The 22,819-nt window shown below is 43.3% G+C and carries 22 protein-coding genes; 14 read left to right on the forward strand and 8 right to left on the reverse strand.

Features of this window, described 5'->3' with window-relative positions; all coding sequences use genetic code 11:
• The first annotated feature begins 190 nt into the window (after nucleotides 1-190).
• From A1QO_RS19790 to A1QO_RS19830, 9 genes are all read left to right on the forward strand, one after another.
• The gene (locus tag A1QO_RS19790; protein ID WP_017041947.1) at nucleotides 191-796 is read left to right on the forward strand and encodes a hypothetical protein; all 606 of its coding nucleotides are present in this window, start codon (nucleotides 191-193) and stop codon (nucleotides 794-796) included.
• A gap of 199 nt (nucleotides 797-995) precedes the next feature.
• Nucleotides 996-1,922, forward strand: coding sequence for an aldo/keto reductase (locus A1QO_RS19795; protein ID WP_017041948.1), 927 nt, complete (start codon nucleotides 996-998; stop codon nucleotides 1,920-1,922).
• 214 nt (nucleotides 1,923-2,136) lie between these two features.
• Nucleotides 2,137-2,793 (forward strand): hypothetical protein, encoded by a 657-nt coding sequence (locus A1QO_RS19800; protein WP_017034754.1) that lies wholly within the window; start codon nucleotides 2,137-2,139, stop codon nucleotides 2,791-2,793.
• Nucleotides 2,794-2,802: 9 nt separating this feature from the next.
• A complete protein-coding gene (locus tag A1QO_RS19805) occupies nucleotides 2,803-3,486 on the forward strand; it encodes an ABC transporter ATP-binding protein (protein WP_017034753.1) in 684 nt (227 codons plus the stop codon).
• On the forward strand, nucleotides 3,474-4,733 hold the full coding sequence (locus tag A1QO_RS19810; protein ID WP_017034752.1) for an ABC transporter permease: 1,260 nt from the start codon (nucleotides 3,474-3,476) through the stop codon (nucleotides 4,731-4,733). Before A1QO_RS19805 ends, A1QO_RS19810 begins: the two co-directional genes overlap by 13 nt.
• Before the next feature lie 88 nt (nucleotides 4,734-4,821).
• Nucleotides 4,822-5,553, forward strand: a complete 732-nt coding sequence (locus A1QO_RS19815) for an outer membrane lipoprotein-sorting protein (RefSeq protein ID WP_240492290.1) — start codon at nucleotides 4,822-4,824, stop codon at nucleotides 5,551-5,553.
• Between the two features lie 50 nt (nucleotides 5,554-5,603).
• Nucleotides 5,604-6,878 (forward strand): hypothetical protein, encoded by a 1,275-nt coding sequence (locus A1QO_RS19820; RefSeq protein ID WP_017034750.1) that lies wholly within the window; start codon nucleotides 5,604-5,606, stop codon nucleotides 6,876-6,878.
• A 2-nt stretch (nucleotides 6,879-6,880) separates the two neighbouring features.
• Entirely contained in the window at nucleotides 6,881-7,948 is a 1,068-nt protein-coding gene (locus A1QO_RS19825) for a sensor histidine kinase (protein WP_017039175.1), read from the forward strand.
• A 4-nt stretch (nucleotides 7,949-7,952) separates the two neighbouring features.
• Complete coding sequence (locus A1QO_RS19830; RefSeq protein WP_017039174.1) at nucleotides 7,953-8,747, forward strand: LytR/AlgR family response regulator transcription factor; 795 nt, start codon at nucleotides 7,953-7,955, stop codon at nucleotides 8,745-8,747.
• Between the two features lie 73 nt (nucleotides 8,748-8,820).
• Here the strand turns inward: A1QO_RS19830 and A1QO_RS19835 are convergent, their stop codons facing one another.
• A complete protein-coding gene (locus A1QO_RS19835) occupies nucleotides 8,821-10,386 on the reverse strand; it encodes an EAL domain-containing protein (RefSeq protein ID WP_017041949.1) in 1,566 nt (521 codons plus the stop codon).
• A gap of 279 nt (nucleotides 10,387-10,665) precedes the next feature.
• Nucleotides 10,666-11,994: an anaerobic C4-dicarboxylate transporter gene (locus tag A1QO_RS19840; protein ID WP_017037598.1), complete on the reverse strand. Its 1,329-nt coding sequence runs from the start codon at nucleotides 11,992-11,994 to the stop codon at nucleotides 10,666-10,668.
• A gap of 410 nt (nucleotides 11,995-12,404) precedes the next feature.
• Between A1QO_RS19840 and A1QO_RS19845 the strand changes: the two genes are divergently transcribed.
• The gene (locus A1QO_RS19845) at nucleotides 12,405-13,217 is read left to right on the forward strand and encodes a substrate-binding periplasmic protein (protein ID WP_241790495.1); all 813 of its coding nucleotides are present in this window, start codon (nucleotides 12,405-12,407) and stop codon (nucleotides 13,215-13,217) included.
• 27 nt (nucleotides 13,218-13,244) lie between these two features.
• Here A1QO_RS19845 and A1QO_RS19850 read toward each other — a convergent pair whose 3' ends face one another.
• A complete protein-coding gene (locus A1QO_RS19850; RefSeq protein WP_017039171.1) occupies nucleotides 13,245-13,802 on the reverse strand; it encodes a hypothetical protein in 558 nt (185 codons plus the stop codon).
• Between the two features lie 296 nt (nucleotides 13,803-14,098).
• Nucleotides 14,099-15,754 (reverse strand): nitric oxide reductase transcriptional regulator NorR, encoded by a 1,656-nt coding sequence (norR, locus tag A1QO_RS19855; protein ID WP_017039170.1) that lies wholly within the window; start codon nucleotides 15,752-15,754, stop codon nucleotides 14,099-14,101.
• A 243-nt stretch (nucleotides 15,755-15,997) separates the two neighbouring features.
• Here norR and hmpA point away from each other — a divergent pair, with 243 nt between their 5' ends.
• Nucleotides 15,998-17,191 carry an NO-inducible flavohemoprotein gene (hmpA, locus tag A1QO_RS19860; RefSeq protein ID WP_017039169.1) on the forward strand — a complete coding sequence of 398 codons (1,194 nt, stop codon included), beginning with the start codon at nucleotides 15,998-16,000 and terminating at the stop codon, nucleotides 17,189-17,191.
• Nucleotides 17,192-17,292: 101 nt separating this feature from the next.
• Here the strand turns inward: hmpA and A1QO_RS19865 are convergent, their stop codons facing one another.
• The 3 genes from A1QO_RS19865 to A1QO_RS19875 all read right to left on the reverse strand — a co-directional run bounded on the left by A1QO_RS19865 (nucleotide 17,293) and on the right by A1QO_RS19875 (nucleotide 18,651).
• Nucleotides 17,293-17,838: a hypothetical protein gene (locus A1QO_RS19865; RefSeq protein ID WP_017039168.1), complete on the reverse strand. Its 546-nt coding sequence runs from the start codon at nucleotides 17,836-17,838 to the stop codon at nucleotides 17,293-17,295.
• The gene (locus A1QO_RS19870; RefSeq protein ID WP_017034740.1) at nucleotides 17,825-18,370 is read right to left on the reverse strand and encodes a YaeQ family protein; all 546 of its coding nucleotides are present in this window, start codon (nucleotides 18,368-18,370) and stop codon (nucleotides 17,825-17,827) included. Before A1QO_RS19870 ends, A1QO_RS19865 begins: the two co-directional genes overlap by 14 nt.
• 71 nt (nucleotides 18,371-18,441) lie before the next feature.
• On the reverse strand, nucleotides 18,442-18,651 hold the full coding sequence (locus A1QO_RS19875) for a cold-shock protein (protein WP_017034739.1): 210 nt from the start codon (nucleotides 18,649-18,651) through the stop codon (nucleotides 18,442-18,444).
• Nucleotides 18,652-19,036: 385 nt separating this feature from the next.
• Here A1QO_RS19875 and A1QO_RS19880 point away from each other — a divergent pair, with 385 nt between their 5' ends.
• Nucleotides 19,037-19,255, forward strand: coding sequence for an alternative ribosome-rescue factor A (locus A1QO_RS19880; RefSeq protein WP_050990374.1), 219 nt, complete (start codon nucleotides 19,037-19,039; stop codon nucleotides 19,253-19,255).
• A gap of 93 nt (nucleotides 19,256-19,348) precedes the next feature.
• Here A1QO_RS19880 and A1QO_RS19885 read toward each other — a convergent pair whose 3' ends face one another.
• A complete protein-coding gene (locus A1QO_RS19885) occupies nucleotides 19,349-20,512 on the reverse strand; it encodes a threonine/serine exporter family protein (RefSeq protein WP_017034737.1) in 1,164 nt (387 codons plus the stop codon).
• A 406-nt stretch (nucleotides 20,513-20,918) separates the two neighbouring features.
• Between A1QO_RS19885 and A1QO_RS19890 the strand changes: the two genes are divergently transcribed.
• Nucleotides 20,919-21,290: a hypothetical protein gene (locus tag A1QO_RS19890; protein ID WP_017034736.1), complete on the forward strand. Its 372-nt coding sequence runs from the start codon at nucleotides 20,919-20,921 to the stop codon at nucleotides 21,288-21,290.
• Between the two features lie 202 nt (nucleotides 21,291-21,492).
• A complete protein-coding gene (locus A1QO_RS19895) occupies nucleotides 21,493-22,656 on the forward strand; it encodes a D-alanyl-D-alanine carboxypeptidase family protein (protein WP_017041950.1) in 1,164 nt (387 codons plus the stop codon).
• Nucleotides 22,657-22,819 lie beyond the last annotated feature (163 nt).

The following is a 22,819-nucleotide window of genomic DNA, read 5'->3' on the forward strand; positions in this document are numbered from 1 at the left end:
ATTAATCATAAGTCGCATGGGGTAGAGTGACATCATTCTTGTCTTCTACGCCCTAAAGTCTGCTTCGTTTCACAAAAATGCCTTTGGGGGGCGCAGAGATTTGGAGTCAAATAGGTGGATTTGAGTCGCGAACTTGTGTGCTATTTTATCGATAACTGTTCTCACGCACATTAGGTGATTTGGCCCACAAATGAGTCGTAGATTATTAAATCGAATATTGGTTGTGGTATGCCTGGTTATGGCTCCAAGCTATGCTAGCGCGGAGGCATCAACGTTTCTGCGTCCTTTTTTGTCTCAGGAAGCCCCTTTGTCGCTGAGTCAGTTAAGGGAGAATACTGATCTGTATGACTGTGGGTTAGAACAAGACGATCAAGAATTTTGCAGCGATGAGATTAGATACTATAAAACTCGCGTCGTTGTGACGTTGCTGGTTGGTTCCGATACGCGTGTAACGAAGGTAAAACTTAGCGCTGATTTCAGCCCGATTCATTATACGGATTTGCAATTGAATTTGCGTAAAGATGGCTTTCACATAGTGGAAGTGCGTAAATCAGGTCGCCATTTTTTGGTGGCAGAAGAAATACGCCTTGCTGATCGTCAAGCCGCGGATAAGGCGCTGATTGAGTTTATGAATCAAGGAGCGATTGACGATTCCATTGAAGTGCGTTGGCAGTTAGCACATAAAACGCACACAAAAAATAAAGAGGTTGAAGCGGTATTTCGAAGCCATAACGAGGGCATAGAGATCACTTTCTACGTTTCAAAAGATTCTGACGCGGCTGAAACTCAAGAATGAAAGCGTCTTAGTTGTCGTTAAGTCAGCCGTTTCCTCAGTGCTTATTGATAACATCTGCTGAGAAACGTTTACAACTTTAATGGATAAACGTGCCATACGGCTCAAAACGAGTACCTTTTAAAGAAATAGATTTCATAGAGATTGAGCTAACGCATATTCGCGCATACTCTGATCTCAGTTAATTATAGGAGAACTGTTCATGGTGGCTAACGTAAACACGCCCGCTAAAGTAACAATGGCACAGCAAGGCCCAGAGCTTTCAGAGCTAGTACAAGGCTATTGGCGTATGGCTGAATGGGGGATGACTCCACAAGAAAGACTGACATTTTTGAAGCAGCATATAGAACTTGGTGTGACTACCGTGGACCATGCTGATATCTACGGTGGCTATGAATGTGAGATACTGTTTGGTCAAGGTTTAGCTCTTGATCAATCGGTGAGAGATGAGATTCAAATCGTCACTAAGTGCGATATCAACTTATGCACTTCTCATCACCCAGATCGCAAAATTAACCACTACGACACCAGTGCGACTCATATTCATCAGTCAGTAAATAACTCACTGACACGTTTAGGTGTTGAAAATGTGGATGTGTTACTGATCCACCGCCCAGACGTATTAATGGACGCAGACGAAGTCGCTGAAGCGTTTACCGAGCTTCATAAAGTGGGCAAAGTAAAACACTTTGGTGTGTCTAACTTCTCACCGGCTCAGTTTGAACTGTTGCAGTCGAGATTGGGTAAATCACTCGTTACGAATCAAGTGGAAATTAACCCTCTGAATTTTGAAGTGGCACACGACGGTACACTTGATCACCTACAAATGAAGCGTATTCGACCAATGGCATGGTCTTGTCTTGCTGGTGGAAGCTTATTCAACGGTACGACAGAGCAAGAAAAAAGAGTGATCAAAGAGCTTGAGGCATTACGCCTTGAAATCGGTGCAGAGAGCATTGATCAGGTCATTTATGCCTGGGTTCGTCGTTTACCATCGAATCCAATCGCTATTATTGGTTCGGGTAAGATCGAACGCGTGAAAGCGGCAGTATCGTCACTTGAGCTTGAGTTAACACGTGAGCAGTGGTATCGAGTTTGGGTTGCATCAAAAGGGCACGGTGTGCCATAGGCTCGTTAACCCTGACCTTTAGACTTTAACGTTAACAATCAGCGTTAACCATTATGAGAACCAGCCATTGTGCTGGTTTTTTTTATCAGTGAGATTCCACTTATCTCTACCATTTACCATTCGCGCTGATAATCCCCCATTCGTCGCAAAGCACGGCACGCTAACCAGGATCGATTTAATCTTTCACCATCAACGAGTGAAAGGGAAAACCGACATGAACATCAAAACTATCAGTAAACTATCAGCCATCGCACTTCTCATTGGCAGCCACTCAATCTTTGCAACCAATGCAATGGCAGCACCGAGCGAGGCACTGATATCTGAGTACAATATGGCTGCAGAAGGCGATGAGGACAAAGTAGAGATTGTCTATGAGCAGCTTAACCAACAGATCCAATCACAGGGTGCAGACGCTCTTAGCATGGTTTATTTGGGAAGTACTCAAACCTTAATGGGACGAGATGCTTTCATGCCTTGGAACAAAATGAAATATACAGAGCAGGGCTTGTCGACCATATCTAAAGGACTCGCTTTGCTCGATAGCCTACCTGTCGATGCTCAAGAGTATCGTCAAGGTTTACCAGAAGCGTTATTGGCCAAGGCGATAGCGGCCTCAACATTCACTTCTCTTCCAGACATGTTTAACCATTTTGATCGTGGTTATGACCTTTACCTTGAATTAATGGGGGATGATGACTTTGCCCATCAGAATTATGAAGCGACGTCTTGGATTTATATTTATGCCATTAAAGCTTCATTAAGAGCCGGTGATGTCAATCAAGCTACCGAGTGGTTATCCGATATGCAGAAACAAAATGCGGAGCACCCGATGACATTGCAAGCAGAAGCGCTTGTCAATAAAGCGGCCTAGGAGGCTACCGTGTTGAAATTTAACCAGATAAGTAAGCGGTATCGTTTAGGTCAGCAAAGTGTTCCAGCACTCGTCGAAGCCAGTGGTTTGATTGCTAAAGCGGAAATGGTGGCACTGTGTGGGCCGTCGGGGTCAGGCAAGAGTACATTGCTTAACATTCTTGGCATGTTAGATATGGATTACCAAGGCGAAGTGACGTTAGCCGGTGTCCCTTATCCAAAAGATCCTATGGCTGCGGCCAAGATACGCAGAAGCCAGCTAGGGTTTGTGTTCCAAAAATTTAATCTCGTCCCTGTGATGACGGCATGGGAAAATGTGGCTTATCCATTGATGCTAAATGGATTCTCTATCGCTGAACAAAAACAGCAAGCCATAGAAATGTTAGGTAAAGTGGGATTAGAGGAATTCGCTCTTCATCGCCCTGATAATTTGTCTGGTGGGCAACAGCAGCGAGTGGCTATCGCTCGTGCGCTGGTGCACAAGCCTGAAATCGTCATTGCAGATGAGCCGACGGCAAGCTTAGATAGCCATACCGCAAGCTTAGTCATCGATATTATGAAATCACTGGGTCAAGAAATGAGCACTACATTTATTGTGGCCACTCACGATCCAAGAATGGCATCACATTGTGACCGAACTATCGAGTTACTTGATGGTTGCATTAATCAGGAGGTGATCAAATGGGCAAGCTAATTCCTCATTCACTGCGTATTGCTTATCTTAATTTGCAACGTAATGGCCGCCGAAGCTTGTTGTCGGTCTTGATTGTTGCCATTGCTGTTTTTGCTTTGACAAGCGCAGGTGGGTTTGGCCTTTATACCTATGACTCGTTACAGGAATCAACCGCCAGAGACACTGGGCACTTAACTCTGAGTCAACCTGGCTTTTTTGAACAAGATGAGGAAATGCCTCTTGCTAATGGGTTGGCGAACACCGAGAGCATTGTGAAGCAATTACTGGCCAACCAAAACGTTCGAGGGGTGCAACCTAGGATTGAATTTACCGGACTGGTTTCTAATGGCACGAAATCAACAATCTTTGTCGGGACTGGTGTGAATGACCGTGAGTTTGATATGAAAGGGCCATTTTTAGACGTCAGGAAAGGCAAAACGTTATCAAACACGCAATCACCACGCTATGACGCGACTGAACCAGAAGTGATGCTGGCTGTTGATCTTGCTAAAAATTTGAATGTCACGACGAATGACTGGGTGACACTGCTCGCCACAACCAGTGATGGTGCTCTCAATGCGTTTGATTTTAAAGTCCGAGGCATCTACTCAACGGGGGTTCCTGAACTTGATAAAAGGCAGCTTTATCTGCATATCGAATCGGTTCAGAGTCTACTGGCCAGTCACAAAATCAGCACATTGTCGGTCTTTTTATACGGAACAGAACAAACAGCGCAAACTCAAGGTTGGGTTGAAGATCAGCTCAATGGTATGAATCTAGAACAAGCGGTCGAAGTGACGCCGTGGGAAAAAAGAGCGTTCTATTATAAGCGAGTGAAAGATCTTTATGATCGTATTTTTGGCATCATGGGAGCGGTAATGGCGTTGGTCGTTTTTGTTGCTCTGTTTAATACCATGACGATGTCAGTGACAGAACGCACCCGTGAGATTGGCACTTTATCCGCGTTGGGTACTTACCCAAATGAGATCGTTTCCGGATTTGTGCGAGAAGCGGGTTTACTCGCTATTCTGGGCGCATTAATGGGGGGAGCAATGACGTTAGCAACCAGTCTGATATTACTCGTCGCCGAAGTGCAGATGCCACCACCACCGGGACAAACCGATGGCTATCCATTGAACATCTATTTCTCTGCTGAGTTACTGGCGTATTGCGCAGCGGGCGTTGTGATCATTTGTGTGGGTGCAGCTTGGATATCAGCGCGTAAAGGCGTGAATAAACCGATTACAGAGGCTCTGGTGTATGTTTAATCTCAATAGAAATGTCCCATCATCATGGGCGAGGTTCAGCTCTTTTCCGAAAGCCGTTTTGCTACTAGCGCTGTCGAGCGTATCAGTGATGGCGCAAGAAACGAATACGGTTCAAGGTGAAAGTAAGATGGATGTTGAGGCGATGATCAAAGCGGCTGATGGATACCGAATGGGTGAAAGCTCAGCAAAAGCGGTTTCTCTAGTGTCATTGTATGAAAATCAAGTCCTTGATCAAACGCGTGAATACCATGTTTATAGCCGGCCAAACCGAGAGTCATTAGTGGTCTTTAAGTCTCAAGTAGAAGCGGGACAAAAAATGCTCATGCTGGGGGATAATTACTGGTTATTGATGCCCAAAAGTCGTCGCCCAATACGCATTACGCCGATGCAAAAGCTATTAGGTGAAGCCTCGGTTGGAGACATCTCGACCTTAACATGGAGTGAAGACTATCAAGGCCAATGGGTCAGCAACGAATCGATTTCCCAAGACTCTGGCGAGACGATTAAAACTAACCGATTATCATTAACGGCCACAACCACAGGTGCAAGTTACCAGAAAATTGATCTGTGGTTAGATGAGGGCAATCACTTTCCAATCAAAGCCGATTTGTATTTACGTTCAGGAAAGTTAGCAAAGCAAGCTTGGTTTGAATCCGGTCAGAGAGACGGACACCTACGAGTGATCTCGATGACGCTGCTCGACAGAATTCAACCCGCTAAAAAAACGGTTATTGAGTATAAAACCATTGAAGCGATGGAACTCGATGAAAAGTATTACAACCCCGCTTATCTGACTCGTAACAAGTCGGTTGATCTATAACGGTGATGGACATGATGACACAGGGAACGTCGCGGTGGTCTTACAAGCTAATGGTGCCACTCAGTTGGTTATTGTGCAGTGTTGCGATAATGGTGAGCACCCATGCGGGGAGTTCGGATCTTAGCCTAGACTGGGACTGGCAGCTAAGTCTTAACCAAACGGCGCATCGAGAAACCGTATTGCTGGGGCAACCCAAACGTTCAGACACGGGAACACTTGATGCACTCATCGATGTTCAGGCGAGCTGGAAAGAACTTACGGGTTTATTTGCATTAAAAGGCAATGCGCTATGGAGTAACGACGATACGCGTTCTCTTGATACAGATGTCATCGTACAAGAATTGTTTTGGCAGGGGAGTACTGAAGCATGGGAACAATCGGTTGATTTAACGTTGGGTAAAGTGAGATTAGACTGGGGAGTGGGTTATGGTTACCGACCTTTAGATATATTCAAACCTTATCGTAGAAACCCTATCGGTATCCAAGTTGAGGAAGGGGCTGGAACTGCGATGGCCTCATATTTTGATATGAGTGGAGAATGGAGCCTAGTGTATACCGATTCTTCGTGGACGCAGCAGCAAGGCTCAGAATTAGAAAAACAGTCCCAACAGCAGGGTTTTGGCCTTCGTCGATACGCATTACTGGGTGACAGTGAATGGCAAGGTATCGCTTACTATGACGATGTTCGACACGGCTTGGTTGGCGGTTCATTTGTTACGGTTGTGGATCCGGCCTGGGCGCTTCACGTTTCTGCTGTCTATCAACGTCAGTACCTGGCTTATCAGCAAGGGGAGCCATTCCAAGCCGTGAGTCTGTCTACACAACATCATGGTTATCAGTCACTCATTGGCATGAACTGGGCAAGCAGTACTGGGCACAATATCATCATGGAGTATTGGTTTGATAGCCGAAGTTGGAGCCGCGATGAATGGCATCAAGCTTTTGAACGAGAGACGGATCTTGCTTCAAATCCACACACGTTGCCATTGGCGTCCTCCTACGCTCAGGGATTCAATCATGCCAATCTTGTGCAGCACAATATGATGTTTCATTGGTCGTTGAATTCAGCGAGTTGGAGCCATTGGGAATGGAGCAACAATTGGTTGTGGCTGAATGACTTTGAGCCGACATTTGATGTCATTGTCTCACCGCAAGATGGCGGGTTGATCGCGACTCAGTGGCTGAACTACCAAATGTATGATTCAGGCTATACGTCATTCAATGTTGAGCTGGCCGCTCGATTTTTAGGGGGCAGTAGCGATTCGGTGTATGCAAACTTACCTGATAAGCATATGATTCTATTAAACCTGAAAGGAAAATTCTGAACATGAAACGATGTGCCTCATTAGTAAAAAACACAGAGAAAAGAATAGAAAATAGTGCGTTCAAGAGTCTGTTTCTTACCAGCCTTTTTTGCCTAGCGATTGCCATTCTTACGTTCTTTATTTGGTCGGGTCCGTTCATTGAGCATCTATTGATCAGTTTTGGCTATGGCTATAGCGCGGTATTCAGTGCGCTTATCATTTCTTATTTTCGTCCAGATCTTGGTATCCAATGGGTCAATGCGTTTTCGCTGACTCTGTCGATGATTCTGGGTACTTGCAATGCGGCATTTTTGCTAGAAGGGTATAGCAATTTTGACAGCCTGCCTGAACTCAAACCAGTCATTCTTCTTGGTTTTATCTTTACGGTGATATGCTTTTTCTATTTTTATATCTACGAACAAAAACTACTGACCCAGAAAGAGCTTGAAACGACCAAACGCAAACAAGCTGAACAAGAAAAAGCACTGGTCATGAGTCAGTTAAAACAACTTCAAAGCCAAATTGAACCACATTTTTTATTCAACACATTAGCCAATATTAATGCCTTGATTGACTCTCAGCCGAAAGATGCACGACGGATGCTTGAAAAGCTCACGGATTTGTTGCGAGGCACGCTAAAAAGTAACCGCCAGTCGAACACATCACTGGTTGGTGAACTTGAACTCGTGGATGCCTATTTAAGCATTCAGAAGATTCGGTTAGGTGATCGACTGACTTATCATATCGATAACCAGCTAACTAACGATGTTGTTTTTCCACCGTTACTCATTCAACCTTTGGTCGAGAATGCGATCCAGCATGGTATAGAGCCGAAAGCTGCTGGTGGTTCAGTGACGGTTTTAGTGGTAAAAGAACAGAGTATGGTGAGTATATCGGTCATCGACAATGGTATTGGATTGATGTTGGAATCTAAGAACGCGGGACATGGTATAGGCCTAGAAAACATTCGACAACGTATGAAAGTCCTTTTTTCTGATGAGGCGAATTTTGCAATTGTTGAAAATAAGCAAGGTGGCGTCACCGCCAAGCTTCAGATTAAATTGACAGACTTGGAATTATTACAGAGGTAACAAGATGACGCGCAGTATGCCAGTAACCGCCATTATCGCGGATGATGAACCGTTACTGAGGCACCATTTTAGTAAAGCGTTGGCAGAGCATTGGCCGGAGTTAGATATCGTTGCATTGGCTGAAAATGGCGAACAAGCCTTAGAGCAGATCGAGAAACACCAACCTGATATTGTCTTTTTAGATATAAATATGCCGCTTCAAGATGGTATGAGCGTAGCTAAAACTCTTGCGACTCGGCAAAGTAAAACCAAAGTGGTCTTTATTACGGCTTACGATGAGTTTGCCGTACAGGCCTTTGAGACGAGTGCTGTGGATTATCTGCTTAAACCTGTGTCGGATATGCGACTAGCGCAATGTGTTGATAAGTTAAAAATACAGATGCAAGTTCAAGATTCGCCTGAAGTGTCAGATGTTTCATCGCTCATCGACCAAATCCAAAAGATGACACTTAAAGCCAAGCCAACCTATTTGACTTGGATAAAAGCCGCCAAAGGCGATGACATCCATTTAATATCGCTGAAAGATGTCTTGTATTTTAAAGCGGAAGATAAATACATTTCATTGTATAAGAAAGATGATAAAGGGTGTGTTGAGTACCTACTGCGCACATCCCTTAAGGAGCTTTTGCATCAACTCGACCCAGATATGTTTTGGCAAATCCATCGTTCGAGTGTCGTGAACGTATCCGCCATAGAAAAGGTAAAAAAAGACTTTTCTGGCAGAATGTTCGTGCATATTGGTGAGGCAAAACTCCCAGTGAGTCGAGCAATGCAACCGCAATTTACGAATTTGTGGTAACTCGTTTTTTTTGCCAACGAAACGGTTTACCAACGAACGTTATGCCAAAGCACTTTTGTTAACAACCCTCGGGTTAAATTAACTTAAATTTGATGAATTCCTTAGGTTTCATAGGAGCGGAAAAGTAGTACCCCTGTATGTATCGGATACCGAGTTCACTCAGTTGCTCTATCTGCTCTCGGGTTTCTACGCCTTCCGCGATGACTTTCATATTGAGTTCATCACCCAGATTGATCATCGATATCAATACTGGTGTGATCGCCGTCTCTGACCGTAATCCATTCACAAATACTTTGTCGATTTTTAGTGCGTTAAATGGGTGCTGGCGAATGAAATTCAACCCTGAATATCCGGTCCCAAAATCATCAACGGCGACTTTGAATCCCAAATCGCTGAGTATACTGAGTGAGAAAGTCGCGTGATCCAATTCTCGGTTGGTGTAATCATTATTTTCGGTGATCTCAAGAAGTAGAATCGGAACAATATCTGGATGTCGTTTCGAATACTCGATTAAATAGTCAATGAAATCGGAATCAATAATCAGCTGACGACTAATGTTGAGGCTGATGTACTGCCCTTTGAGTTCTTTTTGGTGCGTATAGATGAAAGAAGTCACGGACTTGATGATTAACTTGGTGATTTGATCGATCACACCCATACGTTCGGCCAATGGAATAAACATATCCGGTGGAATAATTCCTTGTGACCGATGATGCCAGCGTATTAGAGCTTCGCTTCCAGCGATTCGTTTCTCTACGATGTCCACAATCGGCTGAAGGTAGAGTTTTAGGTCGCCATCGTCAATGGCTTGCAACAAAGAATACTCTAGAGATTGCCTCGTTATTCTATAGTTACGTATAGCCAAATAAACCAGTGAAAGCATGGCTGCGATAAGCAGTGTCTGCCAGAAATGTTGACCGAAGTGGTAAAGGTAAGAAGCGTGATTGAGATGCAGAGTGATTGATAAAGGGTACAAGTGGGATGAAAAACTGAACAATCTAACGGCAGAATCAACGGACCCTTCACCACTTTGAATCGTCTGACTTAGTACCGTGATCGTATAACCAAATTCCTGTTCAGAGAGATCAGGGGAAACAAGACCTAAGAATTGATTAGGAGCTAATAACGCATTTGCGCCAGCACCACTGTCATTTTCGTCATGGGCAAAAATAAAGAAAGTTTGCAGTCGACTCTTAGAGATGGTCAAAGAAATGGTGATGTTGTTAGACGAGTCTTCTAATCGTTGTAGTATGGAAGAAGACAGGCGAATATTGGCTGCTCCTTCGTTACTGGTACAAAAAACCACCCCATCTTTATACAGGCCTATTTCTTTGAGCATGGTTGAATGGAAGACATGCCCTCGTATCGCCAGCACATCGTCACGCTCACAAGCAGAGGACACTTGATTTTTTAGTGACATTAGATTTTTTGCTGTTTCACCGATGTACTGTTCTAACAGATGAATCGATTGCTTTCCTTGTGTTTTTGCGTGGTTGTTGGTGGTATAGAAATTAACAATAGCGGAAACGGTGAACACACTGACGAATATGATACCAATAGGGATGGTAGCACGTATGTTCTTTCTAGCTAGGTGTAACAGCGAAGAGGGTGAGGCTTCAGTCTGCTTGTTATATTTCATGATAAGTAATGGCCAACATTTTGTTCTTATTTAACGGTATGTACTGATTTAACTATATGCACATTTGTTAAAAAGAGAATCCCATTTTACGTTATCTATAAAAATTAATACCTAACTCATTATTTTTAGAACTTTAGTTGATGGTTTTGTTTGTTATCTATACCGAATTTGATAATGATACCGAATTTGATAAAAAGCACCTTCGTTCATGTTCAGGCTAAAATGAAGGTGCTTTGTTTATCAATTAATTCATGCTCGACTCGAATAGAGAACTATTGCTTATCCTATGATCACTTGACCCAATACATAACCAAGACAACAGGCACTGATGACTCCGATTAAGCCGACTGACATAAATGAGTGGTTAAAGTACCATTTACCAATCTTAGTGGTACCAGAGCTGTCAAAATTGACGGTAGCGATATCAGAAGGATAATTTGGGATAAAGAAATAGCCATATACCGCTGGCATCAATCCTATCAGGAGTGCAGGATCTAAGCCGAGCCCTAACCCGACGGGTAACATCATTCGCGCGGTTGCCGCTTGAGAGTTAACCACCACAGACACTATGAACAGAGCTAATGCAAAGGTCCAAGGGTAGGCGGTCACCATATCTACGATGCCAGAACGAAATTGTGGCATCGCGTACTGGAAGTAAGTATCAGACATCCATGCAATACCAAAAATGGCAATCGCTGCCACCATCCCTGATTTAAATACCACGCCATTAGGCACATCTCTTGGATCCGTTTTTGTTGCGAGCAGAATGACACCACCAAAACAAAGCATCATCATTTGAATGATAACGGCCATGCTTATTGGTTTGCTTCCTGCCTCAATGGTTCTAATTTCAGGGATCATAGCAATGAGAACAATCAGCACAATCGAGCTGAGAAAGATTAAAACCGCGTTGCGAGATGATGAAGGCAGTTTCACATCCAGCGAGGTTGCGGTTGTGTTGAGAATACGTTCGCGCCACTCTGGATCTTTCATGCGAGCCTGATAATCAGGGTCATCTTGAAGCTCTTTACCGCGCTTAAGGCTATACAAGGACATCAAAAGCGTACCAAATAGAGTCGCAGGAACCGTCACCATAAGAATCGACAGCAGCGTTATCTCTTGCTGAATCTCAACCAACTGGGCCAGATAATACACAACAGCGGCTGAAATTGGTGAGGCAGTAATTGCAATTTGTGAGGCGACGGATGCAGCAGCCATCGGCCGTTCTGGTCGTATTCCATTTTTTAAGGCCACATCACCGATGATTGGCATAATAGAATATACCGCATGGCCAGTACCCAATAAGAAGGTCATTGAGTAGGTAACGAAAGGCGCGATCAGCGTGACACGTTTAGGGTTCTTTCTTAGCAGGCGCTCCGCGACTTGAAGCATATACTTTAAACCGCCTGCGGCTTCTAATATGGAAGCACAAGTAACAACGGCTAAAATAATCAGCATTACGGTGACTGGTGGGGAGCTCGGCGGCATCTTAAAAACAAAGACCTCGACGACAAGGCCAATACCCGATACGACCCCAAGCCCAATCCCGCCGAAGCGAGAGCCTACATAGAGCACCAGTAACAAGAACAAGAATTCTAAATACAGCATATCAGTTACCCATTATTAGTTGTGGTTATGAGTATTGTGAGGGCTATTCAGAGAGAAATATGGTGAGTAGTTCACACAACACCTATTGCTAAATATGGAAAGCTAAATGTTTGATTTAAATCGCGATATCTTTATGGCTAAGTAACAGCATTGCTGTTTTTCTGTAACGTAAGCGTTACGTAAGTGGACGTTTTGGTTAATGAATAAATAAGAGAGGTTGTTTACTTTGAATCAGTGCCTGATTGATCTTGCTGAGGTGAGGTGGAACGAAAAAATCTCAGCTCAATATGGTCAGCTTTTCGGTTTCGCTTTACTACTTATCTTCATGGCTTAGCTTCAATGTTTAAACAACAAAAAAGCATAAGTCTGGGTTTACACCTAGACGCTTATTTGATCCTCGACTAACGTTTATGAGGAAGCGTTTAAAATTAGAGGCGATGATGAACAACCCTTATAGATTTTTGTCGACATCCCTGTTATCACTTTTGCTGACTTCGACAGTTCAAGCCCACAGCCAAAGCGACAACGTTGGCCGGGCTTTGTACTTGACCGAAGAGTACCCGCCTGCAAACTTTATCCTTGATGGACAGTTAACGGGTTCTTCTGTTGACGTCTTGCATGCTGCCGCTAAAGCGGTCGGGGAGGAAATAGGCAGTAATCGCATTGTGTTGCAAGCATGGTCTGATGCTTATCGAACGGCGCTGACGACACCAAACACGGCTGTTTTCTCTACGACGCGAACCGAACATCGAGAAGACTTGTTTCTGTGGGTAGGCCCAATCTCTAAAGTTAAAGTCGTGGTAATGGCAAAACGGGGTAGGGGCATAGAGGTTGATAGCCCATTAGACATGGCGAAATATAGGATTGGCGTGGTTGAAGATGATATTGGTGAGCAATTGCTGCTTGACCTCGGGATTCCGAGAGCCGCTATGATCGAAGTTAAAGACGTGGGTATTCTGGCTGAGCTGTTAACAAAAAATCGGGTTGATCTTATCGCGTATTCAGAGAAAACAGCCTTATGGATGGCTTCTCAGTCAGGGATCAAAAGCAGCACCTTTCAAAGTGTTTACACACTCCAGGAAGGTTATACTTATTACGCATTTAATAAAGACAGCGATCCGGCCTTAATAGAAAAACTGCAGCAGGGGATCGATATCATCAAAGCAAATACCGATGAAAATGGCGTTAATCAGTATCAAGAGATCCTGAAAAAGTATCAATAGATAATCAGGTGGTCTAGCGCCTTGATATCACGGTTGAATGGTTAGGTTTTTTTTCACATAAAATGGGTTGTTGTATTTATTTTCCTTCCCAAATTCTGAGTTAACCAGTCTATTCCACAACGCTTTATCAAACATACCTTTAGGCAAAGAGGGGTAGAGCGTATCCGCTTCTTCGAAAGCCAAATTCATGAACTCTTTTAGCTTAATTTGATTGTATTTTTTCGCGATACGATTATGGTTTCTAATCCATTCTTTTTTGAAATCTACCAATGCGGGCTCTGCTTGCTCCAGAGGCATGCTCGATAGAAAAATACGCTGATAGGCGACTTTTCTATCTATCATCGAACGCATGGCTGTTTGAATGTATTTGTTGTGATGAGTAATCGAAATATGATCAACGTTGAACAGGTTTACGTGCCAGCCTTTTGGAGACATCTTATGAGTACGGAATTGCGCATTTCGAATCTGAAGTGCCTCATGCAAAACTAAATCTGATGTTCCTCTTAACGTTCTTTGCCATTTCCCAATTCTGATTTGAATTGAATGTGGTAGGCGGTAGATATTCGTGAATTTATCTTCAATCATTATAAGTCATACTCGAAGTGGTTTCGGTGTTTGATCCTGTAATTGCTGGATCATAGTTGGTTGAAGTCATGTCTAGAGCCGCGCTATTGTCTGCTGCTTCTTGGTACTCTACATTGATTTAAGTCGTTATTAGTAATTTTAACAATATAAATTAGCTATTTGAATAGAGTAATCTGAATTGAGCGACGTCAAAGTCGTGATTTAGATGTAAACGGAAGAACTGAAAACAGTCACTTGTTCAAATTGTGTATTAAATGACTGTATATCAGTTAATTGAGTAGCAGAATAGCACCGAGCTAGAAATGTATTTTATGCGCTTTGGAAACCGTGATGCCTAGACGTTTGGCCAATCGAGTTAAATTGGCTCGGTCTGTTTTGAGCAAACGACTTGCTTTGGCCCAATTGAAGTCCGAGGTTTCCAACGCAGAAGTGATGAGTTTACGCTGATACTCATCAGTGGCATCGCGCAGGCTCATTGTTTTATTTCCTGAGGTACTTGGCGCCTGTGATTGTCGTCTTTGTTGCTCGTGATTAAGTGCGCTGTCTAATTCAAGAGGGCTGTTTAACTCAAGAGATCGATTGATATCAAGAGCGTTCTCGATATTAATAGAGCGATCCAGTTCTCCAATATCCTCATGGGTAACGGAAATTACTTTGCGGTGTTGATTTCTTGCTCTGGCTTTCAGTGCGGCGCGGTTAATCACATGTTCTAGTTCTCGTACATTCCCGGGCCAATCATAAAGCGAGATATAGTGAAGCGCTTCTTGCCCCATTTTTAGTTGTACTATCCCCAGTTTTCTTCGCGCCTGTTCTAGAAAGAAACCGGAAAGTAATGCGATATCACCTTCGCGCTTCCTAAGCGGGGGAACCTCGATTGGGTAGACAGTGAGTCGGTGGTATAGATCGGCCCGGAATCGTCCTTGGGCCACTTCTTCCTTTAGATCTCGGTTTGTCGCTGCCAATACTCTAACATTGATATTGTGAACCCTATCTTGGCCGACAGGCTGAATCTCATTGTTTTGTAAAGCGCGTAAGATCTTACTTTGAGCAGCTAAAGGCAGTTCACCAATTTCATCCAAAAATAGAGTGCCCCCATCAGCCAGAGCAAATTTACCTAATCGAGTTTTATCTGCCCCCGTAAATGCGCCTTTTACATGACCAAACAGTTCACTTTCAACTAAACTTTCGGGTATCGCTGCGCAGTTTACATAGATTAACGGTTGAAGTTTCCTTGAAGATTGGTGGTGAAGAGTTCGTGCTACCAGCTCTTTACCAACGCCCGTTTCACCATGAATCAGAATGTTAAAATCAGACGGAGCGACAATATCGATGTCGTTTTTTAGGTTGAGCATGGCTTGGCTTGAACCAATGATTTCGCCACCTTCTCGTTTCCATGCTTCATCGTTCAACTCTTGTAAACGTCGTTGGCTTTGTTTTGCTTGTTGCTCCAGCTGAGAGAAGGTCATCGCCATTTTTAAGGTAGAAGCAGCTATCGCTGATAGGACCTCTAAACTTCGATCTGGGATTGTTTCGAACAAGTTTGGGGTTAAGCTATCTAAGGCCAGTATACCGAGTAACTTGTCACCAAAGAGCAAAGGAAGTCCCATACAGGAGTGCATGGGCAGATCACCATCGTGATCCAGTAACAAGCCATCAAATGGGTCAGGGAGTGGGCATGTGGTGTCGAACCTAATGGGTGTTTTAGATCGACATATTTCACCAAACCGTGGGTGTTCATTAATATCAAAACGACGGCCTAGTGTATCACGCGTCAGGCCTTGCATAGCAAGTGGGGTTAATGTGTCCGCATGAATTGAAAGCAGTACGACACTGTCACATTGAATGGTTTTGCGAATCGCATCCAATAACTTGTTAAAACGGTCTTCATTATTCAGGCCACTGGCAAGACCAATGGTCATTTCAACTAGGGTGGAAACAGAGATGTCTTGCATACAATACATTTTAAGTGAGACTTTTAGTTAGTATAGTGTCAAATAGACTCGGTGTATACCGTGTCAATTGGACATATATCTGAAGTGGTTATTTAATAAACCCAAGTAAATAAAGCGTTTAATCTGTTGGCATATTCTGTGCTTTAGTGAGTGTAGAAGAGTGAGTTTATGAGAGTAAGTTTTAGCTTACCGGGACAGAGACTCAGTCAATACCGATTAACCCAGATGGGAAGAAGATATAATATGCTCAACGAAAAACACATTGCGACAATAAAAAGTACGATTCCATTACTCGAGAATGCGGGGCCGGCACTTACTCAGCATTTTTATCAAAGAATGTTCACTCATCATCCTGAGCTAAAAGACATTTTTAATATGGCGCACCAGAAAACAGGACGTCAGAGTGTGGCTTTGTTTGAAGCGATAGCGGCTTATGCGAAAAATATTGAAAATCTCGCAGCGCTAACGTCAGCTGTCGAGAGAATCGCTCAAAAACACACGAGCTTTAACATTCAGGCAGAGCATTACCAAATCGTCGGTCACCATTTGATTGAAACGTTACGAGAGCTTGCTGGAGAGGCATTTAGCCCTGATGTTGAAGAAGCTTGGACCGCTGCTTACTTATTTTTGGCGCAAGTCTTTATTGATAGAGAAGGTGAGCTGTATCTACAAAGAAAACAAGCGGTTGGCGGTTGGGAGAACAGCCGTCCTTTTGTCGTCACGGCAAAGATAAAAGAATCAGAGCTGGTCACCAGTTTTGTATTAACTCCAGAAGATAACCAAGCCGTATTGGACTATCGACCTGGTCAATATATTGGTGTCGAAGTGAAGCCAACGCTTGGGCAGTATCGTGAGATTCGTCAGTATTCATTGTCTCAGCAATCGAATGGTAAGAGTTACCGTATCTCGGTAAAACGAGAGAGCCAAGGAACAGACAAACAGGGCTTAGTTTCTAATTATCTGCACCAAGATATTTCAGTCGGTGATGGTATTCATGTCTTTGCACCTGCGGGCGATTTTTTCTATCAAGAAAAGCAAAAGCCAGTGGTACTTATTTCTGCTGGCGTTGGGGCGACACCGATTCAAGCAATGTTACAAACATTAAATGGATCTGGTAAGCAAGACGTGACGTATTTGCACGCTTGTCATAATCAAGAACAACACTCATTTCTTGATGAGACCAGTACGCTGATTTCGGTAAATAATTGGCAGCAATTTGTGTGGTATTTTGAGGGGAAATCCGATCTTGATGGGCATGAGCGCTATGGGACAATGGAGCTTAATGCTGTGGTGTCAGATTTACCACTTGCTGACGGTGACTTTTATATATGTGGACCGATAGGGTTTATGGAAAGTGTTGTGCTTCAGCTAGAAAGCTTGAAGGTTTCACGAGACCGCATTCACTATGAGGTGTTTGGCCCACACAGTAATCTGTAACGACGCATAGAAACCTAGCATCGAGAGGAGCCTATGTTCCTCTCTTCGTTTTCTTGTATTCCTTCCTTTATTTCCTTCAATGCAGCGTATTGCTTTAACTTTCACCTTTGACTCTTAGCAATGAGGCGATACAACCACTGCCTAAAACCGGTTACCGGTGGTTTAGCACGTCTCTCTTTGCCTTTGTAATAGCTTTCCAAGTACTGAGTTCTTAATTCGTGGATATCTTGTTGGGTTATTGAACTGACTTGAGTCGTGGTGCTCAGCGCGTGGTCATTCGCTAAGCTAAAGTCCATGTTGAGACTCCCTTGAACGTACAACCAGGCGTGCGTGATGAGCTGCAGAGAAATGAGGTCCTGTTGCTGAAATGAATCGCTGTACTTATGGCCAACCGATCCTTCAATCGCATCTAGCATAGCAATGATGGCTTGGCGATTATCGGCAAGCGTTGAACAGTGTTCAATATGGCTTTTCGTGAGTAACCCTAGAAGCAACAATATTGGCTCTCGGTCCGGTTTATTGATAAGGACCTGGCTAAATAGAGGTGTTTGCGCATCAAGCCACTGTGTCCATATAGAATCGTATTTGACAACAATCGGTAGGGTGTTGAGTTCTGCTTCAATACAAACGTTTTTAAGGGTGTTCATTGCTTTGTAACTCTTCCCACTCGACTTCACACGAGCCTTTATCGCTATCAATGAAAATGGAATTGCCGGTAATCATCACGGATAAATCCATACCACGCTCGATTAATTTGGTTAGCTCTTCAATATGTTGAGCATTAAAACGAAGAATATCAGCATTCAGCATGCCAATTTTTCCTTGATTTTGTGTCCACCAAACATTTGATTTCGTGTTGAAGCTATAAACCTTGACCTTGGCTGCTAGGCGTGTGGATTTTTTAATACGTTCTGGATCAGGCTCACCAACATCGATCCAAAGCTCAATTTGGTCATCCAGTGATTTTTGCCATATATCGGGCTCTTCAATCGTCGACAGGCCTTTAGTTAGCTGAAGAGATTCCTTCGCATTTAAGCAGAATGCAAGAATACGTGCCATCATTCGCTGATCGTTTTCTGAAGGATGCTGCGCAACGGTTAGGGCTAGAGTATCGTAATGCTCACGGTTTATATCCGTAAGTGAGATGCGAAATTTGAAAATAGTGGGTTTTAATGCCATGGGTAATACAAGATCTCAGACAAAAAAATAGCCAGCATAATGCTGGCTATTTTTAGAAAAAAGGTACTAAATTAAAGTACTTTGATGTTTTCAGCTTGTGGGCCTTTTTGACCTGTAGTTACTACAAACTCAACTTTTTGACCTTCAACTAGAGTTTTGAAACCGTCGCCTGTGATCGCTGAGAAATGAGCGAATACGTCAGGACCGTTCTCTTGTTGAATGAAGCCGAAGCCTTTAGTTTCGTTGAACCATTTTACTGTACCAGTAACTGTGTTAGACATGATAAATATCCTAATTAAAAATATTGTGCCGAATTTGGCGCGGATAGCGTGGAAAAGTAGACTGCTATTGCGTACCACACGGAAGTTACAAGTAATCCAACGAGACGCATATTTAGACAAAGAACTGCTTTCTAGCTGTTGGTGATTCTAGACCAATCTAGAGCTAAGTCAACGTTTACTCGAGCGAATCCACAGAACTTTTTGGTATTTTCTGCCGTTTTATGCGCAAGGTGCCATTTTTGGCGATAGGCTATTGAGATTAATGTAATTGATATCACGACCGCTCTCTATGATCAAATTGTGTTAGGTCGAATTTTGTACGATAATCGGCGGGTTTTTATTAAATAGGTTTCATTATAAGGCAGTACTTATGAAAGAAAGAAAAATGAGAGAGGAAGAGGTTTTCCTAGAGCCGCTCAGTCATGACGTTGAACTTAGTTATGAGGTTGAAGTCGGTCGAGGCCGCATTCAAGATAATGCATTAAAGGCGATGGTCACGAGTAAGCTCTTTAAAGCTAGAGTTGAAAAGGCGAAAAAAGGAAAAGGAAGTTACAAACGCACGAATAAACATAAGGGCAAAGAGCCCTATTCAAAAGCCGCGTAGAACGCGAGATTTGAATAGGGTTTTTAGTCAGTAAGACCTTTATTGGTTACTGCTTTCAATCAATCATTCATTATTGGTAGCAACTAGCTTGGGCTAGCGTTCGATTTGTGGCGAATAAATCGAGTAGGCGGTAATTTGCCCTGCGACAATGGCTGCAAACATAAACAAGGCAGAAAGGCCAATACTTGGGATCGGCAATATGGACTGCTCAAAAACCGACTGACTCGCACTTATAAGGACTCGGCTACCGGGAACGAGAATAATGATCCCTTGCAGAATATAGATTGCCCCGGTGAGCTCCATCTTTTTCGCTACCCAAGTTCCGTATAAGGTAATCAACATCGTGGTGACCCAAGTTCCCACTACCCAGCCGCTGTCAAAGCCTAGATAGAACGGCCCCCACATTCCCAGTACAGCGACAGGAAGACCCAGTAAAATATCTCTTGCTCGAGCATTAAAAATAATACCGATGGAGATAGAAAGAATGAATACGCCCAAAATGTGCATCCAGTTTGGAACGTCATTCAGGTAAGTTGCAGTCTCACTATGCCCCCAAATTGCTTCGCCAATATTCAGCCCCATGACGATTCCAACAAACAGCTTGATTAAACTCAGCGCACTTTGCCCCAGAAGGCTAGTCCCTGAAACAAGGTCATTAAATGCTAAGCATTCCAAGGCATTGGCTATAGAAAGCCCTGGAACAAATAAAATAATGGCTGCAATGCATAAAGCCCAAACGGGTATGGGTAATCCTGTGCTCGCAATAAACGCCACTAATACACCAGTCACCAGTGCTGAAATAAACTCGACGGCAATGCTGCGACGCCCTTTACACACTAACTGACAAACCCAAACCATAAATCCTAGAAATACAGAGAAAGCAACAGCTTCCATTGTGCTGCCAACAAGCATCAAATACGCGGGCGGAATTCCCATGTTTGCCAGCGCTACGACCCATTTAGGGTATCCCACTGGTTCAGGCAAAGGTTCACTGCTGGGTTGGTTGATGCGTATGATCGTGTTCGCAAGCAAACTCAAGTTTATTGACGCTGGCTTCAACCGTTTCATGACCACCACGTTATTGTCATCAGGAAACTGGTAATTGATGGTCGTCGGAGTCGCTTGAATCATAACGTCGACGTCATGTTTTCTAGCGTAATACTGTGTGTATTTTTCAACTTTATAGGGCGCACAACCACTGCGGTGTAAGGTGTCTCCAATCTCGACGATTTTGGATATTCGATATTGTGAAAGCATGGCTTTGAAATCAACAAGCGAAAGGTGGGCCTAAGGTACCAAAGCGCTCTATTGTTGACGAGAAATATTGCGCTAATTTTCTCAGTCTTGTTAATTTGGCCTCCATCATTGAACAGAGTTGACTTAAATCATGCTTTGATAAAATTTAGAGTTATTTACTTAGGATAACCAATTGTTACATTTTAGATCAATTATTATGCAGCAAAGCCAGTGTGACTGGTATATAAAGGATGTATTCGATTACAAGATGTAAGCCAGTTGTTAACGAAAATAACCACTGTAAATGTGAACGTTTTTTGTTGTTTATTTGCACTTGCAATCGTGATTAAAAAAGCGACAATAGCGCAAAATGAGTTTGCAAAAATGAAAGGAAGCAAATCGTAGGTCACTAAACGAGGCGTGTATTATGAAGTTAATTATTATTGCAATGATATCTATCTTTGCGGGTGTTGCATCAGCGGAACATTTCCATTCTTTCGTTCTCGGTCTGACGATTTCGACGCTTGCTGTCGGCAGCTGTTACTGGTTCGCATTTCGCACAACGCGCTTTCCTGAACTTGTGTTACTGTTACTTTTCTTAGGCATGTTTGCTAAGTTGATGGTGACCGTCGTCGGTATTGTATTGAGCGTATCAGCCGAGTTGATCACTTCCCCTATGATATTTGCGATGTCTTATTTGTTTTTCTCTATGGTGGCGACCTATTTATGGTTCAACTATCGAATGAAAAAAACGCCGCATTGGACGACACTTATTTCTCGCTATGCCAACGCTAACTAAGCGAGCATAATCAAAATTCTTTCAATGACCGATAGCATGCTATCGGTCATTTTGTTTTAATAGGAAGAACTTTGGTGCTTTGTTCGCCACTGTGTAACTAAAATCAAATTTTCGTAAGGATTGGTAAAGCCCTCATTTATCTTCCTTGCTTTTATATATACTCCTAACAACACCTATTTCACTTGGCTAAAATATGATTAATATGGATTTACGATTCGCTGGTGCTTTACTCTCAACCGCTCTTCTCTCACCTTTCACAATAGCGGCACCAACCATCGTGCCTGATGCACCCGTCTTGGGTGCAAACGGGTATGTGTTGATGGATTACCATACTGGCAAAGTACTGGTTGAAAAAAATGCTCATACCAAGTTAAACCCTGCCAGTTTGACTAAATTAATGACCGCGTATGTTGCAGGGCAAGAGATAAAAGCGGGTAACATTGGTAAACACGATCAAGTGGTTATTAGTAAAAATGCCTGGGCAAAAAAGTTTCCTGATTCATCGAAAATGTTCATCGAGGTGGGCAAAACTGTCGACATGATGGATCTATACCGTGGTTTAATCGTGCAATCGGGCAATGATGCGAGTGTCGCGATTGCTGAGCATGTCGCTGGCTCTCAAGATTCTTTTGTAGCACTTATGAATTCATGGGCACAACGTTTAAAGTTAGAGAATACAGCGTTTACTAACCCTCATGGCTTAGACAGTAATGGTCTCTATTCTACCCCTTATGATATTGCGACTTTGGGTCGTGCGATCATTCGAGATCTACCGAATATTTATCCACTGTACAGTGAGCGCTCTTTTAAGTTCAACGGTATCACACAATACAACCGTAACGGCCTGCTGCGTGACCGAAGCATGAATGTCGATGGCATGAAAACAGGCTACACGAGTGGCGCAGGTTATAGCTTAGCCAGCTCTGCCACTAGCGGAGATATGCGCTTAATCTCTGTCGTCATGGGTTCAAAAAGTACCAAGAGTCGCGAAGCTGAAAGTAAACAATTGTTGAGTTATGGGTTCCGTTTCTTTGATACCGTTTCTCCAAACTCTGCAGGCGAAGAAATTGCGAGACCAAGAGTGTGGATGGGGTCAGAAGACAGCGTTTCGGTCGGTGTTGATCAAGATGTGTTTATTACACTGACTAAAGGTGAGATCAGTAAGCTGACCGCAAACATTGAATTAGACGGCGAGTTAACAGCGCCAATTCGCAAGAGTGATGTGCTGGGCAGTGTTTCTTACCTAGTTGATGGAGAGCAGGTTGCTCAATCTTCACTGGTCGCGTTGAATGATGTTGAAGAAGGCAGTTTCTTCAAAAAAGCACTGGACTGGTTTAAACGTTTAATTACTAGCTTCTTTGGCTAAGCATAAACGCAATAACCCAGAAACGTAATAACACCTTTGATTCGAGAGGCCATAGTCACTATGGCCTTTTTTGTGCGTGTGAGGTTTGCCCTAAGTGGATTCAGTGTTAGTTATCCGTGTGTATCAACTAGGCCTATTAACCATGCATAGGCATCGTGTAAGT

The organism is Vibrio genomosp. F10 str. ZF-129, from assembly GCF_000287055.2.
GTDB lineage: Bacteria > Pseudomonadota > Gammaproteobacteria > Enterobacterales > Vibrionaceae > Vibrio.